The organism is Gluconobacter albidus, assembly GCF_002723915.1.
Classification (GTDB): Bacteria; Pseudomonadota; Alphaproteobacteria; order Acetobacterales; family Acetobacteraceae; genus Gluconobacter; species Gluconobacter albidus.
In genome coordinates this window covers 54,296-80,174 of the sequence record NZ_BEWL01000003.1, presented here as the reverse complement: position 1 = coordinate 80,174, position 25,879 = coordinate 54,296, and the positions used below count along the sequence as shown (strand labels likewise).

The 25,879-nt window shown below is 61.0% G+C and carries 19 protein-coding genes and 1 pseudogene; 17 read left to right on the top strand and 3 right to left on the bottom strand.

Annotated features, from left to right (window positions below):
* Positions 1–117 precede the first annotated feature (117 nt).
* The 8 genes and pseudogenes from GAL01_RS05445 to GAL01_RS05410 all read left to right on the top strand — a co-directional run bounded on the left by GAL01_RS05445 (position 118) and on the right by GAL01_RS05410 (position 12,778).
* Positions 118–890: pseudogene (locus GAL01_RS05445) on the top strand (SDR family oxidoreductase).
* A 315-nt stretch (positions 891–1,205) separates the two neighbouring features.
* Positions 1,206–3,356 carry a peptidase domain-containing ABC transporter gene (locus GAL01_RS05440; RefSeq protein WP_062027845.1) on the top strand — a complete coding sequence of 717 codons (2,151 nt, stop codon included), beginning with the start codon at positions 1,206–1,208 and terminating at the stop codon, positions 3,354–3,356.
* A gap of 2 nt (positions 3,357–3,358) precedes the next feature.
* Entirely contained in the window at positions 3,359–4,825 is a 1,467-nt protein-coding gene (locus tag GAL01_RS05435; RefSeq protein WP_062027830.1) for an HlyD family type I secretion periplasmic adaptor subunit, read from the top strand.
* A gap of 94 nt (positions 4,826–4,919) precedes the next feature.
* Entirely contained in the window at positions 4,920–6,692 is a 1,773-nt protein-coding gene (locus GAL01_RS05430) for a tetratricopeptide repeat protein (RefSeq protein ID WP_062027832.1), read from the top strand.
* Between the two features lie 5 nt (positions 6,693–6,697).
* A complete protein-coding gene (locus GAL01_RS05425) occupies positions 6,698–9,661 on the top strand; it encodes a glycosyltransferase (protein ID WP_231865232.1) in 2,964 nt (987 codons plus the stop codon).
* 183 nt (positions 9,662–9,844) lie between these two features.
* Positions 9,845–10,819: a hypothetical protein gene (locus GAL01_RS05420; protein WP_062027836.1), complete on the top strand. Its 975-nt coding sequence runs from the start codon at positions 9,845–9,847 to the stop codon at positions 10,817–10,819.
* A gap of 133 nt (positions 10,820–10,952) precedes the next feature.
* Positions 10,953–12,185, top strand: coding sequence for a glycosyltransferase family 4 protein (locus GAL01_RS05415; RefSeq protein WP_062027839.1), 1,233 nt, complete (start codon positions 10,953–10,955; stop codon positions 12,183–12,185).
* Between the two features lie 158 nt (positions 12,186–12,343).
* Positions 12,344–12,778 carry a hypothetical protein gene (locus tag GAL01_RS05410; protein WP_062027841.1) on the top strand — a complete coding sequence of 145 codons (435 nt, stop codon included), beginning with the start codon at positions 12,344–12,346 and terminating at the stop codon, positions 12,776–12,778.
* A gap of 63 nt (positions 12,779–12,841) precedes the next feature.
* Here GAL01_RS05410 and dps read toward each other — a convergent pair whose 3' ends face one another.
* Positions 12,842–13,381 (bottom strand): DNA starvation/stationary phase protection protein Dps, encoded by a 540-nt coding sequence (gene dps / locus GAL01_RS05405; RefSeq protein WP_062027843.1) that lies wholly within the window; start codon positions 13,379–13,381, stop codon positions 12,842–12,844.
* 365 nt (positions 13,382–13,746) lie between these two features.
* Between dps and pstC the strand changes: the two genes are divergently transcribed.
* From pstC to GAL01_RS05370, 7 genes are read left to right on the top strand one after another with little or no spacing between them, the layout of a single operon-like run.
* On the top strand, positions 13,747–14,727 hold the full coding sequence (pstC, locus tag GAL01_RS05400; protein ID WP_062027847.1) for a phosphate ABC transporter permease subunit PstC: 981 nt from the start codon (positions 13,747–13,749) through the stop codon (positions 14,725–14,727).
* Positions 14,724–15,596: a phosphate ABC transporter permease PstA gene (pstA, locus tag GAL01_RS05395; protein WP_062108080.1), complete on the top strand. Its 873-nt coding sequence runs from the start codon at positions 14,724–14,726 to the stop codon at positions 15,594–15,596. The genes pstC and pstA overlap by 4 nt, the downstream gene beginning before the upstream one ends.
* A 38-nt stretch (positions 15,597–15,634) precedes the next feature.
* The gene (gene pstB, locus GAL01_RS05390; protein ID WP_062108136.1) at positions 15,635–16,423 is read left to right on the top strand and encodes a phosphate ABC transporter ATP-binding protein PstB; all 789 of its coding nucleotides are present in this window, start codon (positions 15,635–15,637) and stop codon (positions 16,421–16,423) included.
* Between the two features lie 6 nt (positions 16,424–16,429).
* On the top strand, positions 16,430–17,164 hold the full coding sequence (phoU, locus tag GAL01_RS05385; protein ID WP_062026988.1) for a phosphate signaling complex protein PhoU: 735 nt from the start codon (positions 16,430–16,432) through the stop codon (positions 17,162–17,164).
* Positions 17,161–17,883 (top strand): response regulator, encoded by a 723-nt coding sequence (locus GAL01_RS05380; RefSeq protein ID WP_062026990.1) that lies wholly within the window; start codon positions 17,161–17,163, stop codon positions 17,881–17,883. The genes phoU and GAL01_RS05380 overlap by 4 nt, the downstream gene beginning before the upstream one ends.
* Positions 17,884–17,886: 3 nt before the next feature.
* Positions 17,887–19,182 carry a sensor histidine kinase gene (locus tag GAL01_RS05375; RefSeq protein WP_255308572.1) on the top strand — a complete coding sequence of 432 codons (1,296 nt, stop codon included), beginning with the start codon at positions 17,887–17,889 and terminating at the stop codon, positions 19,180–19,182.
* 37 nt (positions 19,183–19,219) lie between these two features.
* Positions 19,220–21,322, top strand: coding sequence for a prolyl oligopeptidase family serine peptidase (locus GAL01_RS05370; RefSeq protein ID WP_231865261.1), 2,103 nt, complete (start codon positions 19,220–19,222; stop codon positions 21,320–21,322).
* Between the two features lie 77 nt (positions 21,323–21,399).
* Here the strand turns inward: GAL01_RS05370 and GAL01_RS05365 are convergent, their stop codons facing one another.
* On the bottom strand, positions 21,400–22,818 hold the full coding sequence (locus tag GAL01_RS05365; protein WP_062028654.1) for an amino acid permease: 1,419 nt from the start codon (positions 22,816–22,818) through the stop codon (positions 21,400–21,402).
* A 187-nt stretch (positions 22,819–23,005) separates the two neighbouring features.
* The gene (locus tag GAL01_RS05360; RefSeq protein ID WP_062028652.1) at positions 23,006–24,229 is read right to left on the bottom strand and encodes a lytic transglycosylase domain-containing protein; all 1,224 of its coding nucleotides are present in this window, start codon (positions 24,227–24,229) and stop codon (positions 23,006–23,008) included.
* A 63-nt stretch (positions 24,230–24,292) separates the two neighbouring features.
* On the opposite strand from GAL01_RS05360, the gene GAL01_RS05355 reads away from it, so the two are divergent.
* Positions 24,293–24,766: a flagellar basal body-associated FliL family protein gene (locus tag GAL01_RS05355; RefSeq protein ID WP_062028650.1), complete on the top strand. Its 474-nt coding sequence runs from the start codon at positions 24,293–24,295 to the stop codon at positions 24,764–24,766.
* A complete protein-coding gene (gene fliM / locus GAL01_RS05350) occupies positions 24,763–25,866 on the top strand; it encodes a flagellar motor switch protein FliM (protein ID WP_077803401.1) in 1,104 nt (367 codons plus the stop codon). Before GAL01_RS05355 ends, fliM begins: the two co-directional genes overlap by 4 nt.
* Positions 25,867–25,879: the final 13 nt, after the last annotated feature.

Below are 25,879 nucleotides of genomic sequence, written 5' to 3'. Positions count from 1 at the left end.
TGCTCCCGTGTTTTGTTCGAAAATTCTGACAGATGATATCAGAATTTCAGACTTTTTCGGGATTTACCGACAAATCATAGTCCCTGTCATCATCCATCATCGCGAGGACACCCTCTCATGGCCGATCACAGCATCAAGGGAAAAACCGCTCTCATCACGGGGGCGCCAAAAATCTCGGCAGACTGATTGCTCTGGACCTCGCCGCTCAGGGCGCGGCCGCCATCGCCATCCATTATAACAGCGCCGCCACGAAAGCGGATGCGGACGCAACGGTGGCGGCGCTCACGGAACGGGGTGTTCAGGCACGAGCGTTTCAGGCCGATCTGACCACCGCTGGGGCGAATTCCAGACTGTTCGAAGAGGTCGTCACAGCCTTTGGAAGGCCGGATATTGCGATCAACACGGCCGGAAAAGTCCTCAAGAAGCCAATCCTCGAGACATCCGAGGAAGAATATGACGAGATGTTCGCGGTCAATGCGAAGGCAGCCTATTTTTTCATCAAGGAAGCCGGACGTCATCTGAACGACAACGGCAAACTGCTCACGATCGTCACGTCCCTGCTGGGCGCCTACACGCCGTTCTATTCAACCTATGCTGGTTCCAAGGCTGCCGTCGAGCATGTGACGCGCGCAGCATCGAAGGAGTTCGGAAGCCGCGGCATTTCCGTCAATGCCATTGGGCCGGGCCCGATGGACACGCCGTTCTTTTATGGTCAGGAAGCGCCGGAAGCCGTGGCTTATCACAAGAGCGCAGCAGCCCTCTCGTCGCTGAGCCGCACGGGTCTGACTGATATTGAAGACATTGTTCCGATCGTCCGTTGCCTGGTGTCGGACGGCTGGTGGATGACCGGACAGACTATCCTGGTCAATGGTGGGTATACGACGAAGTAATGGGTTTTCGGCATTGCGGGTACAGGAAAAACACGCCCGCAAGACTGGACTGTTCCTGAAGCTGTTAATGAGTTTTTGATCCTTCTGGACTATGCTGGCGTCAGGTATTTTTCCGTTCCGGCCTGTAGGGGTGGTGACGGAAAAGAGAGTCTTCTCTATTCATGAGAAGACGAACTGGCGTTCCTGCCTTTGGTGCCGCCCTTTGGTCCGCCCTTGGCGCGACAACAGCATAGAGGACATTTCGTGGAGCATACCCAGAGCTTGTCAGGCCCGGGCGGAAGAGTCAGTCCGACCGTCATCCGGCTTTATGCCGTGCTGGCCGCAGCCCGTTATCACGGCCTGGAACTGGATATCCGCGATTTTGCGGCCGAGCCGGGGGAGGATTCACCGTCCCCCGCCACTCTGGCGAGATGGCTGAACGATCAGGGTGCCGTCGCCAAGGGGATGCGTCTTCGGTGGCGCTACCTGGTCAAGATCCGCAATGTCCCGCCTGTCGTCCTGATGTTCAAGGACGGGTCGGCTGGTCTCATGGTCCGTGCCGATGCCGAAAAGGGCGTGGTCTGGCTGCGTGATCCGATGGGCGGAGACGGGGATGCGCCGGTTCCGGTCGATGAACTGCGGCTCATGCAAGTCTGGACCGGCGATGTCCTGCTGGTCAAACGCCGCCGGGATGAATCCGAGGCCGACGCCAAGTTCGACCTGCTGTGGTTCGTCAAAATGGTGCTCCGCGAAAAGCAGATCATGCGGGACATCGCTTTTGCCTCGATGGTGCTGAGCATCCTTCAGGTCTTTCCCGCGCTGATTGTCATGCAGGTTGTCGACCGGGTGGTGAGTTATCATTCCATGGCGACCCTCATCTCGCTGAGCGGCTTCGTCATCATCCTGTCGTTTTATGAAATTCTGCTGACTTACGCCCGGCGCGAGCTCTCCCTGATTCTCTCCACCCGTCTGGATGCCAGGATTTCGCTGCATGCCTTCAACCGGCTGCTGGCCTTGCCGCTCGAATTCTACGAACGTGAGCAGACGGGTGAAATCCTTGGCCGGTTTATGGCCATCTTCAAGGTCCGGGACTTTCTGACCGGTCAGCTGATGACGACCCTGCTGGATCTTTTCACGCTTGTCGTGATCCTTCCCGTGCTCTTCGTCATCAGCCCTACCCTTGCCTGGATGACACTGGCCTCCGCTGGATGCATTGGTCTTATCGTGGTGATGTTCCTGCCTCCTGTGACGCGTGCCATTGGCCGACAGGTTCTGGCGGAAATGAAGCGTGGCTCCGTTCTGTATGAAACGGTGGCCGGTATCCGGACGGTCAAGACACTCGCACTGGAAGCAACGCGACGCGAGATCTGGGACGACCGGACGGCTGAAGTGGTCCGCTGGAAACTGGCGGCCGGACGCATGAGTAGCTGGCCGCAGACCCTCGCCATGCCGTTTGAAACCTTTATCAACCGTGGCATCATCCTGATTGGTGCTTATCTGATTCTTACGAATGCAAGTTCGCTTCAGGCCGGTGCTCTGATGGGCTTCATGATGTTGGGCGGCCGAGTTGCCAGCCCGCTGGTCAATCTCGCCAGACTGATGGAAGCTTTCAACGAAGTCAGCGTTTCTCTGGGTGAGGCCGGGATGGTGCTGAACCAGCCCACCGAAACCAAGGCTCTGACCAGTGGAATGCGCCCCGCTATTAAGGGGGCCCTGTCTTTCATGAACGTCGATTTCACCTATCCGGGATCGACCAGCAAAGCCCTGAACGATGTGACGTTCGATATCCCGGCGGGCACGATGCTCGGTCTCGTGGGCCGCTCAGGGTCCGGCAAGTCGACGATCACCCGTCTGTTGCAGGGTGTGAGCCGCAATTATACCGGTTATCTGCGTCTTGACGGTGTGGATCTGCGGGAAATCAACCTGACCCATCTGCGCCGTTCGTTCGGTGTGGTGCTTCAGGACAACTTCCTGTTCCGCGGCACGATCCGGGATAACATCACGGCCGGTCGCCCGGGGCTCACAATCGACGATGCCATCCGCGCCGCACGTCTTGCGGGTGCTGAAGAATTCATCGAACGCATGCCTGCCGGTTACGACACATGGATCGAGGAAGGTTCGACCAACATCTCGGGCGGACAGCGGCAGCGGCTTGCCATCGCCCGTGCGGTCATCAGCGACCCGAAGCTCATGATTCTCGACGAGGCGACTTCGGCTCTGGATCCGGAATCCGAAGCGCTCGTGAACGCCAATCTGCAACGGATCGGCAAGGGTCGTACGATGGTGATCGTCTCCCATCGTCTGTCCTCGCTTGTGAACTGTCATCAGATCGCCGTTATGGACAAGGGCAAACTGGTCGATATCGCACCGCACAGGGTTCTGCTCGAACGCTGCGAGATCTACCGCATGCTCTGGCTCCAGCAGAACCGGCACATGACAGACAACGACGTTCCTGGCTCTGCCGGGCAACTGACTGAAGGAGAGTAATCATGAGCTCTTCCGACATGATCCCGAAGGATGACCGGACGCCCCGGCAGACCGACGAAGACTTCAACCAGCACATTCCGCGTACCGCTACGGATCCGTTTGCACCTGACGATATTCCGCTGGCGCTTCTGGAATTCCACTCGCCGACGGCAGGGCTGGTCAATCTTCCAGCCACACCCTCGGCGCGTTACGTCATCCTGCTGATCGGAGGCCTGTTCATGGCGTCTCTGGCAGCCATGGCGCTCTTTCCGATCAATCGTGTCGTCTCGACGCCTGGTCGTCTGATCTCCACGCAGCCGACCATCGTCGTGCAGCCGCTGGAAACGGCGATCATCCGCTCGATTGACGTTCGGGTTGGCGACTTCGTGAAGAAGGGTCAGGTGCTTGCCCATCTCGATCCGACCGTAACCGAAGCCGACATCACGAACATGCGGGTGCAGCGTGATGCCTATCAGGCCGAGTATGACCGCCTGAAAGCGGAAGCCGCCGGGCAGGAATACAAAGTCGATCTGAACGAGCCCGCATCCGTGGAGCAGGGAGCCGCATTCCTGCGTCGCAAGACCGAATATCAGGGACATGTCGACAACTACGATCAGCAGATCGCAGGTCTTGAGAGCGATATTCAGGGTTATCGTGCCAATGCGGCCATGTATGGCAGCAAGATGCGCGTTGCGTCCGAAGTTCTGCAAATGCGTCAGCGCGAACAGGCCGATCAGGTGGGCTCCCGCCTGTCGACCCTCGGGGCCCAGACCGATCTGATGGAAGCCGAGCGTTCGGAAATTGCTGCCCAGCAGAGCGCCAATTCGGCTGAAAAAAAGCTGGCCGCCATGAAGGCCGAGCGTGAAGGCTATATCGGTAACTGGCAGGCCAAGATCTATTCGGAACTGACGGAAGCCGGGCACCATCTGGCGGAGTACCGCAGTTCGTTTGAAAAAGCGCGTCTTCGTCAGGACCTGGTTCTTCTGCGGGCGCCGGAAGACGGTATCGTCCTGACCATCGGGCAGGGGTCGGTCGGCTCCGTCCTGCAGTCAGCGGGTCAGTTCATCACCCTTGTTCCCACGGGATACGGGCTGGAGATGGAAGCCGTGATGCGGTCGCAGGACGTTGGCTTTGTTCAGGTCGGAGATCATGCGCTCCTGAAATTCGCGACTTTCCCCTATGACCAGTATGGCGGTGCGGAAGCAACGGTCCGTATCATCAGTGCCGATGCCTTCACGCCGTCGTCGCAGGGCGGTAACGGCGGGGCGGGTGCAAGTGGAAACGCTTCTCCCGAAGATTCAACCGGCTCGAGTGTCTATCGTGTCCGTCTGCGGATTGATCGTTACACACTGCACGGCCAGCCCTCGTTCTTCCATCCGATGCCAGGCATGTCCCTGACGGCTGATATTGATGTCGGAAAGCGGACCGTGATGCAGTATCTGTTCAACAAGATCACGCCTGCTCTGACGAACGGCATGAGGGAGCCATAACAAAGACATGGAGCGTTCCTAAAAACGCTCAAGGGGAACGCCCGGTCCCGTCCGGGCGTTCCAGCATGACAGTTACTCAGGATCCGCACTGCCCATGTCGTTCAAATCCCGCCTTGCTGCCCTGTTTTCTTCGAAAGGGAAGCTGGACCATGCGATCCGCCTGACGGAAAGCGGCAAGACAGTTCAGGGGTTTGCACTTCTCAGTCGTCTTGCTGCTGCGGGTGACGGGGAAGCCGCGTTGCGTGTGGGGCGGGCCTATCTGGATGGGATCGGCGTTCCTCCCAGTCTGGAAGAAGGCGCCCGCTGGATCTATCAGTCCGCCAAGACAGGTCATATCGAAGCGGCTTTTGTTCTGGCGACGCTCTATACGGTTGGGCTGCCGGAAGGATTTGAAATCCGGCCCACACATGAGGGGCTCGATCTTTCTCACGTGCCTTCGGCCGGTCCCAGACATCCGGATTTCCATCTTGGCATTCACTGGGCCCGGATCGCTGCCGAGGCCGGATCGCCCGATGCACAGGCGCTGCTGGGTTATATCCTGACGAATGGGCCGGAGGATCTGCGCGATCCGGCGCAGGCCCGCTCCTGGTATGACCGTTCCGCCGCCGCCGGATGTTCGCAGGGGCATCTCGGCGTAGCCCTCGCCATTCTTGAGGATGCCCGGACAGACGAGCAGCTTGCCGCTGCCGCCCGGCATCTGACGGAAGCGACGAAAGGCGGCCTTGGAACGGCTTTCGATATTCTTGGCCGGATGTACGAGTCCGGCTCAGGCGTGCCCCGCGATCTCGGCAGAGCCGCCACCTGTTTCCATGAGGCGGCCGAGCGCAACATCGTCACGGCGCAGGCGCGGTACGGGTTGATGCTTCTGGAAGGGACCGGGATCCGCAGACATTACGGACGTGCGGAAACCTGGCTCAAGCGGGCCGCGACGAATGGTGACACGCAGTCTGCGGCACTCCTCGGTGATCTGTGCGCCAATGGGGGAGACCTGCCGCCCAATCTTGTTGAAGCGGCCAGGTGGTATCGTCTGGCGGCTGAGCAGAAGCACGCGGGCGCGGCGCGGGCTCTGGGCCTGCTGTATCTGACAGGGAGCGGGGTCCATCAGGATCCTGACGTCGCAGCGCACTGGTTCAAAGTCGCCTCCGAATCAGGGGACACGCATGCGGATGCGGATTTCGGAAACCTGATCCTTGCAGGCGCCTCTGCTACAGCTGACGAGAAGCAGGCCCTGCATGCCCGCTTTGAAAAAGCGGCGGAAAAAGGGGATCTTGTCGGAGCTTACAATCTTGGCGTCTGTTATGCAGAAGGCGTTACAGGCGAGCAGAGCGGCCGTGAGGCCGCGCGCTGGATGCAGAAGGCCGCGGATGGTGTGGTCAACGCTCAGTACTGGTATGGCAGGATGCTGCTCGAAGGTCGTGACGTTCAGCCCGATCCGACACAGGCCCTGTACTGGATGGAAAAGGCTGCCGACGCCGGCATGGCCGAGGCGCAGGTCGCGGTTGCCGGGCTGCTCGTTGACGGAAACATCAATGGACGCCGGGATCACGAGAAAGCCCTGACGCTATATCGAAACGCTGCGGAAAGCGGCAATGTGGACGCCATGTTCTCGCTCGCCGCGCTATATGGCGGTGGCCATGATGTTCCCGAGAACCGGCCTCAGGCGCAGATATGGTTCCGCAAGGCTGCCCAGCGTGGCAACGGGCTGGCCCAGATGATGCTGGGTCGTTACCTCTGCCGCGGACTGGCAGGCGTCACTGACCCTGTTGAGGGACGCATCTGGCTGGAACGCGCGAAAGCGCAGAACATCAGGGATGCCGAAGCCGAACTGGCTCTTCTGGACGAAGCGCAGCCTGACGACGATGACTGATCTGCGTGGCTTCTGATCGTCCCGTGTCCAGCGGACGGAAACCGGGAGCCTCTTTCGCGGGGTTCGGCCGGACTGTCAGCGCGGAAGACAGGCGCCGGTGGCGCGAGGCCATGAGCCGCCGGGCGCAGGATGCTTTCGCACGAGGGCAGGCCGCCCTTCAGGTGGGCAATACGTCCCTCGGGCTGTTCTGGCTGGAACGGGCCGAGCGAATGTCGCGGCATAATCCCAATCTGAAGTGGTCTGTGGGTCTGGCCTGCCTGTCTGCTGGGCGCATTACGGACTGTCTGGTGCGGATGGAAAATCTGCGGCAGGATTTCGGTCTGCGGGAAGCGGCGTTTCTGGAAGTTATCTGCCTTGTGCGGCTCCAGCGCATGGACGACGCCACATCTCGGATGCAGGACGCCCTGTCGCGCTTTCACGCAACGCCTCAGACGCATCCTCTGGCCAGACAGATCGCGTCTGAGGCAGGGCGTCCGGGCTGGATGACGGCGTCCAATACGGGCACTGTTTTCGTCGGGACATCCCGACCGTTCAGGCTGTTTCTGGACGGGCGGGAGCGCCTTCAGGGGACGGGAGGGGGTACATACGACCTTCCGGAAGGCTGGCGCTCGGCACGCTTTCTGGAAATCAGGGCCGGTCGCCGGCATGTTCTGGGCAGTCCGCTGGATATTGCCGCTCTGACGCGGTGTGAATCCTTTGTCGAGGCTGTCGGGGATGGCTTGAATGGCTGGATCTGGAGTCCGGCTGAGCCTGAATACAGCCCTCGGATCCTTCTCTGGGATGGCTCCACCGCCCGGGCCGAAGCACTGTCGGAGGACGTGGACAGCGACATTCCTCTGGCTCGCACGAGGGTCTTTCACGTCCCTGCCAGCCGTCTTCCCGAAAAGGATGCTGGTCCGCTGGATTTGCGGGACGAAAACGGGCGTCTTCTGACGGGTGCGCCGGTGGACCCGCGCGTGGGGCAACTGCTTTCAGGGCGCCCCGGCACTCTTCCGGCCCGGCTGCGCCCCGTGAAGGTCAGGGTCTGGAAGGCGCGCCTGCGTCATCCCCGCATCAGCCCAGGCTGCGCGGTCGTAATCCCGGTTTACGCGGATCTACGCCGGACGATGGCCTGTCTGCGCACCGTCCTGGCGACATGTCCGGACGATGTGTCGGTGATCGTCGTGGACGATGCCACTCCCGAACCCCTTCTGGCGCGGGAGCTCGATCAACTGGCGGAGCAGGGCCGGATTACGCTGATCCGTCACGCTCAGAACCGGGGTTTTCCGATTTCCGCCAATGACGGCATGAGGGCGGCTCAGGGGCGGGATATTCTCCTGCTCAACAGCGATACGCTCGTTCCCGCAGGCTGGGTCGAGCGCCTGCGGGCAAGGCTGGCCTTTACGGATGTCGGGACAGTTACCCCCCTGTCCAATGATGCGACGATCCTGTCCTATCCCGCCGTGGACCGTCCCAATCCGGTTCCGTCGCTTGCGGAGATGCGCGCGCTGGACCGGCTGTGTCAGGCGACGTTCAGACGCGAAGATGCGTCATCCCGCGACGGGCTGGAACTGCCGACGGCTCACGGATTCTGTATGGCGATTTCTGCGGAGTGTCTGGCCGAGGCCGGCCTGTTCCGGGAAGATCTGTTTGCGCAGGGCTATGGCGAGGAAAACGATTTCTGTCTTCGGGCCTCTGCGAAGGGGTTCCGGCATATCGCCGCGCCTGAGCTGTTTGTCGCCCATGTCGGATCGGCGTCATTCGGGACGGCCCGGAAGTCTCTCGGCGCCCGCAACCTGAAAATCCTCAACGCCCTGCATCCGGGCTATGACTGGCTGGTGCAGCGCTTTATCGACGCCGACCCGCTGCACGACATACGACGCAGGCTGGATATCGCCCGTCTGATCCGTCTGGCCGGGAACAGGGTCGCCCTCCTGATGGTGCAGCATGATGCCGGGGGCGGTGTGGGGCGCGTGGTCCGTGAGCGGTCCGAAATGTATGATGCCGGGGGCGGCTTTGCACTTGCACTGCGCCCTCATGAACAGGGGTGCCGCCTGGAAGATGCTCTGGACGACAGGCGTTTCCCCAACCTTAAATTCCGCCTTCCCGATGAACTGCCGCTGTTGCTGGACGTGCTCCGGGCCGTGCGTGTTGAAGCCATCGAATGGCATCATTTGATCGGTCATGCGCCCTGCATCAGGACGCTGCATGAAAGGCTGGGCGTGCCGTATGACGTGTTCATTCACGATCACGTCTGGTTCTGCCCGCGCATTTCGCTTTGCGATGGAGAAGGCCGTTACTGCGGTGAGCCCGACATCGCGGGATGTGAACAGTGTGTGACGCGCTGGGGTAGCTATCTTGGGGAAGATATTCCGGTCTCTGAACTGGTGGCCCGTTCAGGGCGGGAACTGTCCAGTGCCCGTCGCCTCATGGCGCCTTGTGAGGACACCGTGCGCCGGATCCGGCGGCATTTTCCCGGCCTGACGATCGCGGCTGTGGCGCTGGAAGACGACACCGCGCTTTACAGGTCTATCCGGACAGACCATCGCGCCGCTTATGGGCAGCCGCTCCGGGTTTGCGTCGTGGGCGGGATCAGCCAGTGGAAGGGATATGACACGCTGCTCGCACTGGCGGCGGAAATCCAGATGCACCACCTGTCGATCGAACTCTCGCTGGTCGGACATACGCATGACGACGATGCCCTGATGGCGCTCGGGGTGCGGGTGACGGGGGAATATCGCGAGGACGAAGTGCAGGAGCTGATCCGTCAGCAGCAGCCGGATGTCGGGCTGATCCCCTCTATCGCGCCCGAGACCTGGTGTTACGCTCTGGGCCAGATCTGGCGCGGCGGTCTGGAGGCTGTCTGTTTTGATCTGGGGGCGCAGGGAGAACGGGTCAATCGCAGCGGGACCGGTCTGGCCGTACCACTCGGGATACCCCCATTTCAGCTTGCCATGCTGTTGCTCAGACGATGGAGCGACGCCCGGTGAGGGGTGGTTTACCTTTTCTAACGAAACAGTCCATTATGCTGTTCAAACAGGAACCGGTATTTGTCGAAGGCTGTTGCAACACATCGTCGGGATACCGCTCATAACTGTGACGACCATTCGTGACAGTTCATGAAACATACCAGTATTATTGCCCGCAAGAACGGATGCAATTGGGAGTAGGGAATGTCTAACGCCGCCGAAGCACCACGACAGAACCGGGTCATCGACCTCAAGGCCGGTGCACATATGATGGTGCTGGATGCAGGGATTTTCTGCATTTTCCATGCAGCCGGTCAGGCCCCTGCCGGCCCCGCCGGGCTGCCGGGCGTCAGGATTTCACGCGCGCCGGGAACGCCTCCCGGGATTGTGACCGTCAGCACCTTCGAAGAGGATGGCTGGATCGGCGGTTCCAACGGCGCGGCTCTCGTCCGGGTCATGCGTGGTCCGGCCGCCGTTCTTGTGACGACCTATCAGGAACCGGGCAGCGCTCACGCCGCGCCGCGCCTGCAGGTCGCACAGCTTGCGGGCCCTGTGGCTACAGCTCCGGCGCAGACGGTCGTTCCGGATGCTGCTCCCGTTCCCCCGGCAGTCAAAGTCCCTGAACCCGTGGCTGCACCCGTGACTGAGGCGGCTTCGAAGGACATTTCCGCGCATATCCAGCGTCGTGGCGACGTTACGAGCGGTATCGGGCACTGGATGGGAATCCCGGGCAGTCAGGGCTGGATCGAGGGTTTCAGCATTGCTCCCGAGAAGGGCATCCCTGCGTCGGATATCGAATATCAGGCGGTTCTGGGCAAAGGCTGGCTGTCTCCCTGGGCGGAAGGGGGGCAGTATTGCGGCTCGCGTGGCATGGCGCTGCCGATCCTTGGGCTGCGCGTCCGCCTGAAGGGCGAGTCTGCAAAGAAGCTCAGGATCCGTCTTACGGCGTCTTTCATAGACGGGACGCGCCTTGGCCCCGTGGATGGCTCCGAAGCGCTTGAGGCAGAGAGCCTCGCACCTCTGGAAGCCTTCCTGCTTGAGATCGTGCCTGAAGGAGAAGATGCTCCGAAACCGGCAGCCCCTGCAAAGGCCGCCCCGAAGGCCCGCGCTGCAAAAGCGGCTCAGGCCCCGGCCAAGCCTGCCGCACCCAGAAAGCGCAAATCCGTCACGGCCTCCTGAACCGTTCAGGTCTGACACAGTAACCGGGGAGAAGGATTTTCTTCCCCGGATTCTTTGAAAACTGCCGCCATCTGCTGTCTTCTCCGTGCGCGAACAGGACTTCACGGAGGCTTCCAGTCGCTCCGGAGACGTCGTGCGTTATCTCTTCGTCCATCAGAATTTCCCGGGACAGTTCCTGCATTTTGTCCGTCATCTTCTCGCGCAGGATCATGAGATCGTCTTCATTTCGGAGGCGAACAACAACCATATTCCCGGCGTCAGACGCGCCATCTACCGCGTGCCGCGTCTGCCTTCGATGGAGACACACCCTCATCTGAGGGAGTTCGAATACGGCCTGCTCCGTGCCGAAGCCGTCGCAACCGCGGCCCGCACGCTCAAGGGGCTGGGCTATGAGCCGGATATCATCGTTGGACATCACGGCTGGGGCGAACTGCTCAATCTGGGCGACGTTTTTCCCGACTGCCCGATTCTCGGGTATTTCGAGTTTTTCTACCACGCAGATCAGAATGACGTGGGGTTCGACCCGGAATTCCCGCCTTCGCCGGAACTGGCGGCCGCGGTAAGGGTCAAGAATTCGATCAATCTGCAGGCTCTTTGTCTGAAAAACGGATACGGCCAGAGCCCGACGCAGTTTCAGCTCGGCACTTATCCGGCATGGGCGCAGGAAAAGATCTCGCTGCTGCGGGAAGGCGTCAATCTGGACCTATGCTCCCCCGAACCCCAGGCCAGACGGCGCAATCTTGTCATCAACGGGGTACGGATCACGCCGAAAGATGCCCTCGTCACCTATGTCGCCCGCGACCTTGAGCCTTATCGCGGTTTTCACGTCGTCATGCGCGCACTGCCCCGCATTCTGGCCGAACGCAGGGACGCCCAGATCATTCTCGTAGGCGGAGACAAAGTTAGCTACGGCACGCTCCCTCCCGGAGGTGGAAGCTGGCGCGAGTTCATGCTCCGCGAACTGGAAGGCAAGCTGGACCTTGATCGCGTGCATTTTGTCGGCAAGGTCGAGTACGATGATTTCCGGGCCCTGCTGCGGCGGTCCGACGCCCATCTGTATCTGACCTATCCGTTCGTTGCGTCCTGGTCCCTGCGCGAAGCCATGGCGACAGGATGCCCGATCATCGGAAGTGACACGGCACCGGTCAGGGAATTCATCACGCATGACGTTACAGGCCGTCTGGTACCGTTTCTGGACTCAGCCGCAATTGCCGAGACAACGCTCCAGCTTCTGGAGGACCGTCGCAGCGCGCGCCGACTGGGGCAGGAAGCCCGCCGCTATGCCGAAGCTGAACTCTGCCTGACTGCGTATCTGGACCGCTACGATGATCTGGTCAGTCAGATCATAAAGATACACAGACCCTGACCCGGTGCGGAATCCAATTATTATCTTGTTAACAATGTTCTGCTAATAGACGCGGAATAATTAAGAGTTAAACCGATGCAGGGTCTGCATTCTGGCAGGGGTCTTGCTCTGTCTGCGACTGCGCGCGGTCTGTTTGGGAGGATTTACATATTCCTGGGGTGGAGAAAACGGCCGGGGTTGCGCATGAGGCCGCGTCAGCCCTGACGGCGGTGTTAGGCGGCTGGGTGTGCAGGAAAGACGCCTTCTCCCGCCCGGCTCTGCTCACGAATGCCGATATCCTCAACCTTGCCCAAGCCACGCACGCAGCTCTGTCAGCGCCGGTCTCTGCCGATGGCGAGAGGGAATGGGGCAACCTTAGGGAAATGACGAAAAACTGGCTCGTCCAGCAGGGGCCGAATTCCGCATCGCAGCCATTGCAGCTTCAGGACTTCAGGAGAATGACAGAGCTGCTGTCTTCGGAAACGGGCCAGAATGTTCCTGATCCGACAGCGCTCCTGCCTCCCGTGTCTGAACTACGTTCAGAGGGGACCGGTCTGGGTTACACGAAAACCGATCTGGCCTTCGCTCTGGAACATCTCGAACACTGTCTCTGAACGTCAGAACGCCCCGCAGGAGGCCTGCGGGGCGTTCTGTGTTTTCCGGTGAAGCCGTTCGGATCAGCCGCGGCTGCCCTTGTGGTCGCCATCACGCATCTCGCCGGTCGGTTCCTGAACATGGGCTTCAAGGAACCAGAGATGCTTGTCGAGGCCGCGCGAAACTTCCGTGAAGATGTCGGCCGTATCGTCATCGCCCGCTTCGTCCGTTGTCTTGATCGACTCACGCACGTTGTTCGCAACGGTCGCATAGCGGTCGATCAGGGCCGCGAGATGATCGGCGACGCGGTAGATGTTGTTCGGATAGGGCGTGCAGGCGCTGTTCTTGGACACGTCCTGCACGGTTCCGAGTGCTGTTCCGCCAAGCTGTACGGCACGTTCGGCAACGGTATCCGAATAACCGTCGATGCTGGTGCGGAAGCCATCAAGCATTTCATGGACCCCGATGAACTGCGGTCCTTTGAGGTTCCAGTGTGCCTGTTTGGTGATCAGTGCCAGATCAATCAGGTCCGACAGGCGTGCGTTGAGCGTTTCGATGGAAACATTCTTGGTGTTGTCCGCAGTGTTGTTCTGCGTCACGTGACGGTCTGTTCTGGAAACCATGGGAATACTCCTGAGCATTGGTCTGAGGCCCGTTTTGGGAGCCCTCATAACCGCTGAGATATCTTGGCACTCCGCTATGATGCGGGGCTGTCAGTGTCTCAAACGTGTTATCCGCAGGGTGGTTCCTTTGAAGGGCTTTCCATTTCTGACCTGATGGTTTTCGGTTTTAGGACAGGCTCTCATCCCCGGCTTTTCCCAAGGTTTGGCAAGGCCTGTTTCGGGTATCTGGGGCGGTGATGACATAAATCTTTCATCCGGTGTCGTTCCTGTTCCGGTTGTTCTTCCCTGACAGGAGGGCTAATGCACTGATGTGGTGGCTGCGGCTGCCGGATAATGCCCGTTTTTCAAGTCAGAGCTTCTCACGCATGACCCTTGCCACAGCCACGCCGTCCGAAGAGGCCCGCGATACGGCCGGTGCTTCCAGAAGTGGAAGCCGCCGCAGCGGGCCTGATACTGCCTTCCACTTTCTGGTGGCGGCTTCGGCGCTGCTGGTCCTGGTGGTGCTGGGCGGCCTCGTGGTCCTCATGGGCATTGGGGGCAGCCAGGCCTTTCGGACCTTTGGTCTCGGATTTGCGTTTCACGATGTCTGGAATCCGGTCGCCGATCTTTATGGCGCTTGGGCGCCGCTGTTCGGAACGATCGTCAGCACGCTGATCGGCGTGGCGATTGCGCTGCCACTGGCCTTTGGTACGGCGTTCTGGCTGACAGCGATGGCGCCGCCCCGGATTGCGGCGATCGTTGGAACGGCCGTGCAGCTTCTGGCTGCGGTTCCCTCGATCATTTTCGGTATGTGGGGCTTTTTCACGATCGTCCCCTTCATGGCGCGGACGGTCCAGCCTTTCCTGACGCATCATTTCAAGCATGTTCCGGGCATTAAATTCATCATTCACGGCGCGCCGTTCGGAACGGGCCTCATGACGGCAGGTCTGGTGCTGGCCGTGATGATCGCCCCTTTCATGACGGCTGTGATGCGCGACGTTTTTGCCGCTATGCCCAACATGCTGCGTGAAAGCGCCTATGGCCTTGGCGCCACGCGCTGGGATGTGATGTGGAAAGTCGTGGTGCCGTGGTCCCGCTCGGGCATGATCGGTGCGATCGTGCTCGGCATGGGCCGTGCCCTGGGCGAGACCATGGCCGTAACCTTTGTGATCGGTAACGTCACGGCTGTCGGCTGGTCGCTGTTTGCGCCGCGCAGCACGGTTGCGTCCCTGATCGCTCTTCAGTTTCCGGAAAGTCCGGCCGGCTCGCTGCGCCTTTCCGCGCTGCTGGCGCTGGGCTTCATCCTGATGCTGCTGTCATTCGCCAGTCTGGCGCTGGCTCGGATGCTGCGGGGGAATACGAAATGAGCGATACCGTCGTTTCCACCAACGGCTGGAAGCCCAATCCCCGTGCCGCCCGCCGTCGGAGCGCCGATCATGTGGCGACCGCTTTCGGGATGGTCATGGCCGGCATTCTGGTGCTGGTTCTGGCATCCATTCTCTGGACCCTCCTGTCCCGCGGGCTTGCCGGGCTGTCCGCTGCTGCGATCATGAAGCCGATGGGGCCGCCGGGCTCGTCGTCCGGTCTGGCAAACGCCATTGTCGGCAGTCTGATCCAGACGTTTATGGCGTTGCTGATGGCGACGCCGCTGGGGCTTGGGTGCGGCATCTATCTTTCGGAATATGGCACGGACACCAACAAATTCGCATCCTGCGTCCGGTTCGTCTCGGACGTGCTGATGTCGGTGCCGTCCATTCTGGTCGGTCTGTTCGTCTATCAGGTCATGGTCGCGCCATTCGGCCACTTTTCCGCGCTGGCCGGGTCCGTTGCACTGGCCATTCTGGCCGTGCCGATCATTGTCCGCACGACCGAAGACATGCTGCGTCTCGTCCCGACCGCCATGCGCGAAGCGGGCGCAGCTCTGGGTGCGACACGCTGGCGGGTCACGCTTTCGCTGTGCCTGCGCTCCGCCAAGACGGGCGTGCTGACGGGCATCCTGCTGGCGCTGGCCCGTGTGAGTGGCGAGACGGCGCCGCTGCTGTTTACGTCGCTGGGCAACCAGAACTGGTCTTTCAGCCTCACCCGCCCGATGGCGAGCCTGCCGGTGACGATCTACCAGTATGCCGGCGCGTCCTATGAAGACTGGGTACAGCTTGCCTGGGCCGGTGCGCTGCTGGTCACGATGGGTGTGCTGGCCATCAATATTGCCGTCCGCGTCTCGGCGCGACGCGGATGACCCCGGGAACACTGCAGGGGATGACACAGGATTCCATGATGACCAAGACTGATCCGCAGGTGGCGAAGAGCCCTGAAGTGGCGCTGGCTGTCCGCAACCTGAATTTCTATTATGGCGAAAACCACGCCCTGCACGACATTTCGGTGGATTTTCCGGCCCGCCGCGTGACGGCCATGATCGGGCCGAGTGGCTGTGGTAAATCGACGCTGCTGCGGATTTTTAACCGCATGTACGACCTGTACCCCGGCCAGCGCGCGACCGGTGAGGTGATGTTCGACGGGCGCAATATTCTGGATCACGATCTGGACCTGAACATCCTGCGCGCACGCGTGGGCATGGTGTTCCAGAAGCCGACGCCGTTTCCGATGTCCATCTATGACAACATCGCGTTTGGCGTGCGTCTGCATGAGAAAATGAACAAGGCGGATATGGATGCGCGCGTTCAGGACGTCCTGACCCGCGTGGCGCTTTGGAACGAAGTCCGTGACCGTCTGAATGCTCCGGCTTCCGGCCTTTCGGGCGGCCAGCAGCAGCGTCTGTGCATTGCGCGCTCCATTGCGACGCGCCCGGAAGTCCTGCTGCTCGACGAACCGACCTCGGCTCTGGACCCGATCTCCACGGCGCGTATCGAAGAACTGCTTGACGAACTCAAGGAAGAATTCACGATTGCGATCGTGACCCACAACATGCAGCAGGCTGCACGCTGTGCGGATCAGGTGGCGTTCTTTTACATGGGGCGTCTGATCGAAGTGGACAGCGCGGACCGGATGTTCACCAATCCGAAGCAGCAGCAGACCCAGGACTACATCACCGGCAGGTTTGGATAACGCGTCATGGCTGACAGATCCCATATCGTCAAAAGCTACGAACAGGAGCTGGGCCAGCTCCGCTCCATGATGGCGCAGATGGGCGGCATCGTGGAAAATCAGGTCGCCCTCGCGCTGTCCGCCATTGCGGACCGCAACGAGGAAGCCGCCGATGCGGCGGCGCGTCAGGACCCGGAAGTGGACCAGCTCGAACGTGAGGTCGAGAGCCTCGCGATCCGTCTTCTGGCACTGCGAAGCCCCATGGCGGGCGATCTGCGCGAAATCGTGGCGGCCCTGAAAATCACGGGCGATCTGGAGCGGATCGGCGATTACGCTTCCTCCATTGCGCGCCGTTCGCTGCGAATCCGGATGCCGGAAAACCAGATTTCGCTCTCGGGGCTGCGCAGCATGGGGCGTCTGGTGCAGGAAAACCTGCGCCGTTCGATTGATGCGATCACACAGCAGGATTCCAACCGGGCCATGGAAGTCTGGCACTCGGACCGTGCGGTAGACGAATACTACACGGCCCTGTTCCGTGAACTCGTCACGTACATGATGGAAGATGCCCGCAACATCCGCGCCTGCACGGAACTGCTGTTCATCGCCAAGAACCTTGAGCGGATCGGCGATCATGCGACCAATATCGCCGAGCGCGTCTTTTACGCCGTGACGGGCGACAATCTGCCGTCCCTGCGGCCGCGCGGTGGGCCGGCCTCGGCTCTGACAGTGGCGGAAACGATGCAGGAGCCGGACGTCCGGTGAAGGCCCCATCCCCCGCGCGCGCCAAGGGACTTGTTCTTCTCGTCGAGGATGATCCGGCCCTGCTGCTGATGACCTGCTATAATCTCGAACAGCGCGGCTACCGCGTCGAGACGGCAGAAGATGGAGAAGCGGCGCTTCTGGCGCTTGAGACATCGCGCCCTGACGCCGTTGTTCTGGACTGGATGCTTCCGGGTCTGTCCGGACTGGATGTGTGCCGTCGCATCCGGGCCAATCCTGCCCTGCGCGACGTGCCGGTTCTGCTGCTGACGGCGCGTTCGGCCGAGCAGGATGCGATCCGTGGGCTGGACACGGGTGCGGACGATTATCTGATGAAGCCGTGCAGCGTCGATACGCTCGATGCACGTCTGCGCGCCCTGCTGCGGCGGCACCAGTCTTCCTATGACCGTCTGTCCTTCGCGGACATCACGCTCGACCCTGAGACGCACCGCGTGGAGCGTGGCGGTCGGATGCTGTCTCTGGGGCCGACGGAATATCGCCTGCTGGACCTGCTGATCCGCAATCCGCGCAAGGTGTTTTCCCGCGAGGATCTGCTGCGCCGGATCTGGGGGCAGAACATCCATGTCGAGATCCGGACGATCGACGTCCATATCCGGCGTCTGCGCAAGGCCATCAACGGGCCGGGCGAGGTCGATCTGGTGCGGACCGTGCGCGCGGCCGGCTACGCGCTGGATGATGGCCCGACGACGGACGGCGCCTGACGGGTGCCGGCAGGAGCGCTTTCCGGAGCACTGCCGGGAGGGGGCCTTCCGCCTGTAGCAGATACGCTGCCGTTGCAGGTCGGCATGGTCCTCGTCTGTGTGGCGCTCGCGGGATGGATATTGGCAGTCTGGCTCCTGCTGCGACAGCCGCGCGTTCCGACCTCACCTCCTGACGACTATCTGAAGCCCGTGTCTCCGGCTGATCTGCCGGTCGATCCGCTTCCTGCCTGCGCCGTGGTGCTGGACGGGCTCGGGGCCATCGTGCAGGTCAATGAGGCAGCGGCGTCCCAGTTCGGGGAGACGGTGGGCGCGATCCTGCGTCATCCGGCGGCCCGCTCGGCCCTGTCGGCGGCTCTGCGCGTTCCGGTACCGTCCGGCACGGCGGAGGGGGGTAGTCGGAGTGAACTTCCGCCCGTCTGCTCCACGACCTTCACGCTCGATGTGCCGGTTCCGCGGACGCTTCATCTGATGCTGCGCCGTCTTCCGGGCGGCAAAGGCCAGGACAAGCGTGTTCTGGTCGTACTGAACGATCATAGCGAGGCCCGGGCTGCGGACCGGATGCGAACGGACTTCGTGGCGCATGCAAGCCACGAGCTGCGCACGCCGCTGGCATCGCTGAGCGGATTCATCGACGCGTTGCAGGGGGCGGCCGGGGAAAATCCGGTCATGCGGCGGCAGTTTCTCGACATTATGCGACAGCAGTCCGAGCGGCTGAAACGGCTGATCGACCGCCTTCTGTATTTGTCGCGCGTTCAGGCGCATGAGCATCAGCGTCCCCGCGATCTGGTGGATGTCGCGGATCTGATGGCCGTCGTGCTTGGGGAGGTCGCGCCGCGTTTTGAACAGGAAGGACGTACGTTGACCCTGGAAGTCGAAGACGACCTCATGGTGCGGGCCGACGAGGACGAGATGGTGCAGGTGCTGCTCAACCTGATCGAAAATGCCCTGCGCTATGGTGCAAGGGAGGATGAGCGCCTGACCATCACATTGTCGGCCCGGCGCGCCGTCATCCCCGATGATCGGTGGCCTGCGGATGGGGGCGTCATTCTCGGGATCGAGGACAATGGCTGCGGGATGGAAGCCCATCATCTGCCGCGCCTGACTGAGCGTTTCTATCGTGTGGGTGCGCCGACTGATGGAGCCGGGCAGGGGACGGGCTTGGGTCTGTCCATCGTGCGGCATATTCTGGACCGGCATGGCGGCCGTCTGCGGATTGCGAGCGCGCCGGGCAAGGGCACGACCTGTCTGGTCTGGCTGCCGCCTGCGGGGGCGACACTTGCGGTTTCGCTGGTGGAATGACAGTTTCCTTCTGAAACAATCAGAAGGTATTGTTACAGTGACAGTTTTCCGCAGTTTCCGCCGTGCCGGTCTGGCCGCTCTGCTGACTGGCAGCATGTTCACGCCGCTTCATGCGGCGGATGTGCCCGACACCATTCCCGCCTGGCTGAGCGATATCAATGGCGCGCAGGCGATGGCCTGGGTGAAGGATCAGAACGACCGTACCCTGCGCCTTCTGGGGCATGGCCCGCTTTACCAGAGTCTGTATGCGACGTCTCTGAAACTGCTTCAGACGCATGACCGTCTTGCATCCCCCATCCAGATCGACGGGATGATCTACAATTTCTGGCGTGATGACCGACACCTGCGGGGCGTCCTGCGCCGGACGACGCCGGATTCCTATGCGACCGATCATCCGGAATGGACCGTCGCACTGGATCTGGATGCGCTGGCGGCGAAGGAAAAGCGCAACTGGGTTTATGGCGGAGTGGACTGCCTGCACAGCCAGCAGAATCTCTGCCTGCTCCATCTTTCCGATGGTGGCGAAGATGCCAAGACCGTTCGGGAATTCGATCTGCGGACTGGAAAATTCGTCGAGGGCGGGTTCAACCTTCCGCATGCCAAGCAGGATTCAAGCTGGCTGGACCGTGACACGCTTCTGGTCAGCTATCCCTGGACGTCTTCAGATGTGACGGAATCCTCCTATCCGTACATCGTGAAGCTTCTCAAGCGCGGCCAGTCCCTCGATCAGGCGCAGACGGTCTTCACCGGAAACCGGAAGGACGTCGAAGTCGGGCCGGAAGTGCTGCATGACGGCGCAGGACACCAGGTCATGCTGATTCGCGAAGGTCTGGATGCGTTTTCATCGAAGCTGTTCCTGTATCGGGACGGTCAGGTGACGCAGGTCGCCATTCCCCTGAAGGCGGATGTCGCCGGGCTGTTCAATGGCCGCCTGGTGGTTCAGCTCAAGGAAGACTGGAAGGTCGGGGCGCAGTCCTTCCCGCAGGGGAGCGTGGTGCTGGTCGATCCGGCTGCGGCAAAGGTCGCACCCCAGCTTCTGGTTGCGCCGACGGGCCGTCAGATGATTGAGGAAGTGTCCACGAGCCATGGCCATCTGATCGTCACGCTGTACGACAATGTGCGGGGCAAGGTCTCGATCTACACGCCCACGGGCGCGGCCTTCACGCACCGGGATCTGCCTCTGCCGGAGAACATGTCGGTGGGTCTGGCCAGTGTCGACGAGGACAGCCCGGTGGCCTATGCCGTCTCCAGCGGTTTCCTGAGCCCGACCACGTTGTGGGAGATCAACAGTGATACGGCATCGGTCCAGAAGCTCCATACGCTGCCAGCGCAGTTCGACGCCTCGAAGATGGCGGTGGAGCAGCAGGAGGTTCGCTCGAAGGATGGCACCAGCATCCCGTATTTCATCGTCCACCGTCGGGACATGACACTGGATGGGACCAACCCGACGCTGCTTTATGCTTATGGCGGGTTTGAAGTACCGCTTTTCCCGTTCTATTCGGCAGGGATCGGCAATAACTGGCTGTCGCGCGGCGGGGTTTATGTTCTGGCAAATATCCGCGGCGGCGGCGAATTTGGGCCGGCCTGGCACGATGCCGGTCTCAAGACCAATCGCCAGCGGATTTATGACGACTTTGCAGCCGTGGCGAAGGACCTGATGGACCGGAAGGTAACCTCGCCTCAGCATCTGGCGATTCAGGGCGGTTCCAATGGCGGTCTGCTGATGGGTGTCGAGTTCACGCAGCATCCGGATTTTTGGAAGGCCGTCGATATCGAAGTGCCGCTTCTGGACATGATGAACTATGAACACATGTCCGCTGGGGCGTCGTGGGTCGGGGAATATGGAACGGTCTCCATCCCTGAGCAGAAGGCATTCCTGCGCGGAATTTCGCCGCTTCAGAACCTCAGGCCCGATGTGAAATATCCCGTGCCGTTCATCGAGACGACGACGAAGGATGATCGCGTCGGTCCCGTTCATGCGCGGCGTTTTGCATGGCGGATGAGCGAGCTTAAACTCCCCTATTATTACTGGGAGCAGGTCGCGGGCGGTCATGGTTTCGGGGCCAGCCAGAAGGAAATCGCCCAGACGCAGGCACTCAGCTACGCTTATCTGTGGTCCGAACTGGGCCGGACAAAGTAAGACGTCGCATCATGCGGACATGAAAAAGGGCGCTCCGTGGAGCGCCCTTTTTTGTGCCGGAAGCCGGAAAAACGGGGTCAGCCGTGGCGGCGGCTGCGGTCCAGCAGGCACCAGCCCCCGATCAGCACGGCGCCGATCAGCGGGATGGCGCCGATTGTGATCGTGCCGTCCGGGTAGTCGAAAGCCATCATGACCAGAACGAAGCCCAGAAAACCGAGGGTCGCCCATGTCGTATAAGGCGCGCCCGGCATGTTGAAGCCCGTCGGCATGATGTCACCGCGATTGATCGCGGCCCGCAGGCGGAGCTGACACAGCAGGATGAAACCCCATGTGCTGATGATGCCCAGCGCCGAGAAATTCAGAACAATTTCAAAGACGCGCGACGGGATGAGGTAGTTCAGCATCACGCCCACCAGATACACGGCCAGTGTGGTGAGAATGCCGACATAGGGGACAGAGCTCTTGTTCAGCTTGCCCAGAGCCTTCGGGCCGGAGCCGCCAAGGGCGAGGGCGCGTAGCACACGCCCTGTGGAATACAGGCCCGAATTGAGGCTGGAGAGCGCGGCCGTCAGCACCACGATGTTCATGATGGTGCCAATGCCCGGAATGCCGAGTGCCTGAAAGAACGTCACGAACGGGCTGATGCCCGCGTGATATTCGGTCCAGGGCAGCAGGCAGACCAGCAGGATGACGGACCCCACATAGAACAGGGCGATACGCCAGATCACGCTGTTAATGGCACGCGGGAGAATTTCGCGGGCGTCCTCGCATTCACCTGCCGCCGTGCCCAGCAGTTCGATGCCGGAATAGGCGAACACCACCCCCTGAAGCAGCATGAGCGCCGAAAACAGCCCGTGCGGGAAGATGCCGCCGTTTTCGGTAATCAGGTGAAAGCCGGTCGTATGCCCGGCGACTGGCATGCGAATGCCGAGAATGAGAGCGCCTGCGACGAGGAACAGCGCCAGAGCCACTACCTTGATGAGGGAGAACCAGAACTCCATTTCGCCGAAATAGCGCACGCCGATCATGTTCATGGTGCCGACGATCGCCAGCGCCACGAGTGCGAAAGCCCACTGCGGAACCGGGAGGAAAACCGCCCAGTAATGCATGTACAGGGCGACAGCCGTGATATCGACGATGCCGGTCATGGCCCAGTTCAGGAAGGACAGCCAGCCTGCCATATAGGCCGCGCGCTCCCCGAGAAACTCGCGCGCATAGGTCACGAAGCTGCCGCTGGTCGGACGATACATGACCAGTTCGCCCAGGGCGCGCAGGATCAGGAACGAAAAGACGCCGCAGACCGCATAGATGATCGCAAGAGAGGGACCAGCCATCTGAAGGCGTGAACCCGCCCCAAGGAACAGTCCCGTACCGATGGCGCCACCAATGGCGATCATCTGGACGTGACGGCGGCCGAGATCCTTGTGATAGCCTTCCTCGCTGATGGCCCCTGCATGGTGGGTGGGGGTATGATCGGGAGCCGGGCTTGTCGTCATCTGCGCGTCCTGAAAAGTCGTCGGGAAAGGTGTCGGTGAGGCTGAAGGGGCGTGACGAGCGGCGGCGGGAAGGGCCTACGCTTCATGCGCGGCAGCTATGTGTCTCATGCATGGGAACATAAGCGAAAGTCGCCGCATTGCCAACGCGGATTGCTGGCATGGCCGAAACTGGCTGCCGACTGTGCCTTCAATGCCCCGGCGGAACGGCCATGCAGGCCATTCCCTGTCCGGAAAGAGTTGAACAGGCTTCCGCGGCTCCCACCCGGCTGATGCCCGTCAGACGCGCGCGCCAGACCGTGGTGCCGTGGCTCGGTGTGGGATGGACTTCGATTCGGGCAGACTGAAGCGGTGTGAAGGCTGCCTGCCGTGCCATGGTAGCGGCGAATTTGGCCTGTCCGATACTGCCAAACGCTCCCACCTGAACGGCCCAGGACCCATAGCTTCCCGGCCGGTGATAGCCCACGACCACTGTTCTCGATTCCGTAGGCTGAACCGGCAATGTATGCGGTGACGGCATGACTGGAGGGGGAGGAAGCGGTCGGGACGTGGCTGTGGCGGACGGGGGAGGAAGCTGTGATTCGCCCGCGGGCTGGACGGCGCAGGGCACGTCTGGATCGTAGGCGTCATCCGGATTGCAGGGCACGGCGCTGGGGGCGGCGATCGGTCCTGTAATCGGTGTCTGGGCGGCAGCACTCGTGACGTGTCGGCTGGCCCAGACCTGTCCGACACTGCGCGATGCCGTCATGACGGGCGCCGGAGCGGTCTGGGTTGCGGGCAGTCCGGCATAAGAGGCTCCGGACTGCGATGCATTCAGCTGATCGGCGCTGGCATAGGCGGCCAGAGGGCCTGTCAGGGCAATCTGCGTACCCAGATGGGGGGTGATGCTCGCAACGTAATTAACGGTTTCGTTGGGAAGCTGTCGCCCTTCGGAGAGATACTCTTCCAGTCGCTGCGGACCGGCATTGTAAGCCGCCAGAAAGGCCGGTGCGCCGTATTTCCGGGCAAGGATACTGATATAGCCGGTCCCTGCCATGATGTTGTCATGCGGCTCGTAAGGATCGGCCCGCAAGCCATACCGCGCGCGCATGTCAGCATAGGTCTGGGGCATGAGCTGCATCAGCCCCATCGCACCGGAATGGGAGGTGATGGGCCGCCCGTCCAGAAACTGGTGACCGCCCGATTCCTGATGGATGACAGCCCGGATCCAGTCCTGCGGAATCGAAAACCGGCTGGCGGCCTGCAGGATATAGGGCCGCCAGGGATCTCCGGCCGGGCCGGGTGCGCGGTAGGCCCCGCTTGAGGAATAATACCGGTTGTAGGGAGAACGCTGGGACGCACAGCCTGCAAGGGCCACGAGGCTCAGAAACATGGTTCCCGTCTGAAGGAAGACTTGCCTTTTCCTGAGCATCATAAACCCACTGTTAATCTTTTACGCAGATGATGAGCGCTGTCCGAAAGAGAAGGCAGACGAACGGTGACGACGGAGACTCCGGAAAACGAAACCCCGGTCGAGAAGGGGGGTAAGCGCAAGATCATCATCCTTGCAGTGCTGGCATGCCTGCTTCTGGCTGGCGGTGGAGCCTTTGCATGGAAGCATTTTCATCACGCGGCAACCCCGGCCACCAAGACTGCTGCCCAGCCCGTGAAATGGACGACCATCACCATCCCGACCATTCTCTCCAATCTTGATTCGGGGTCTGAGCGGACGCGATATGTCCGGATCGGCGCGCGGCTTGAAGTTGAAGACGGCAAAAACGCCGAGAATGTCGCCGCCCTGATGCCTCAGATCCAGGACGCTTTCCAGACCTGTCTGCACGGTATGCAGCCCTCCGAGCTTTCCGGAAGCGGCATTTACCGACTCAGGGAAACAATGCTGGCGCAGATCACCAACATCGTGGCGCCCCTCCGGGTCAGGGATCTCTTTTTCGTAGAGGTGCTGGTGCAGTGACCGACGACCGACAGGCCGACACCACGTTTGCGGATCAGGATACCGGCATGCCTGAGGCTGCCTTTCCGCTCGCCGGAAACGGTATGGCCGGTTTTGGGGCCGACAATGATCACGTCCTCAGCCAGGCCGAAATCGACAGCTTTTTTGGCAAGGATTCCGCAGTCAGCGGTCCTTCGAACAGCAGTGGTATCGAGCGCGTGGTCAGTACGTCTGGCATATCGTCCGAGCGGCTACCTATGCTCGAAGTGGTCTTTGACCGTTTCACCCGGATTCTGACGACGAGCCTGCGCAATTTTACCAGCGACAATGTTGAAGCGTCCATGGACCGGCTGGGTTCCCAGCGCTTTGGAGATTATCTCGAAAACGTTCCGGGCCAGGCCATGTTCGCGGTCTTCAAGGCGGAAGAATGGGACAATTACGGTATTCTCGTTCTGAGCTCTTCTCTGATCTACAGCATCGTCGACGCACTTCTCGGAGGCCACGTCCGCAGCGACGGTCCGACCGCTGCCCGACAGACAGGGCGGCACCACACCGCCATTGAACGCGCCCTGATCGAGCCTATGGTCAGGATCATTCTCGATGATCTGGAAACAAGCTTCAGCCCGCTCTGTGCGGTTAATTTTCATTTCGAGCGTCTCGAAATGAACTCGCGTTTCGCAATGATCTGTCGCGCTGGAAACGGCGTTGTTACCGCACGTTTTGGTATCGATATGGAAGGTCGGGGTGGGGACGTGGACGTTGTGCTGCCGCACGCCACGCTCGAGCCGGTCCGGGACATTCTGCTTCAGCAGTTCATGGGTGAGAAATTCGGCCATGACGGGATGTGGGAAAGCCACCTGGCACAGGAACTCTGGCGCACGGATCTGACCCTTGATGCCGTTCTGGAAGAGCAGACCGTGAACCTCAAAGAGATCATGAAGCTCGCCCCCGGCGATCAACTGGTCCTGCGTCGAAATCCGGATGCTCTCGTCACCCTGCGCTGTGGCGAACATGCCCTTTTCAAGGGACGTGTTGGACGAAAGCAGGGACAGGTGGCCGTCAAGATTGAAGAAGTCCTCAACCAGAAACCCGGCACGGATCGTGCCACATCCTATAGCTGACCGGAGCATATTT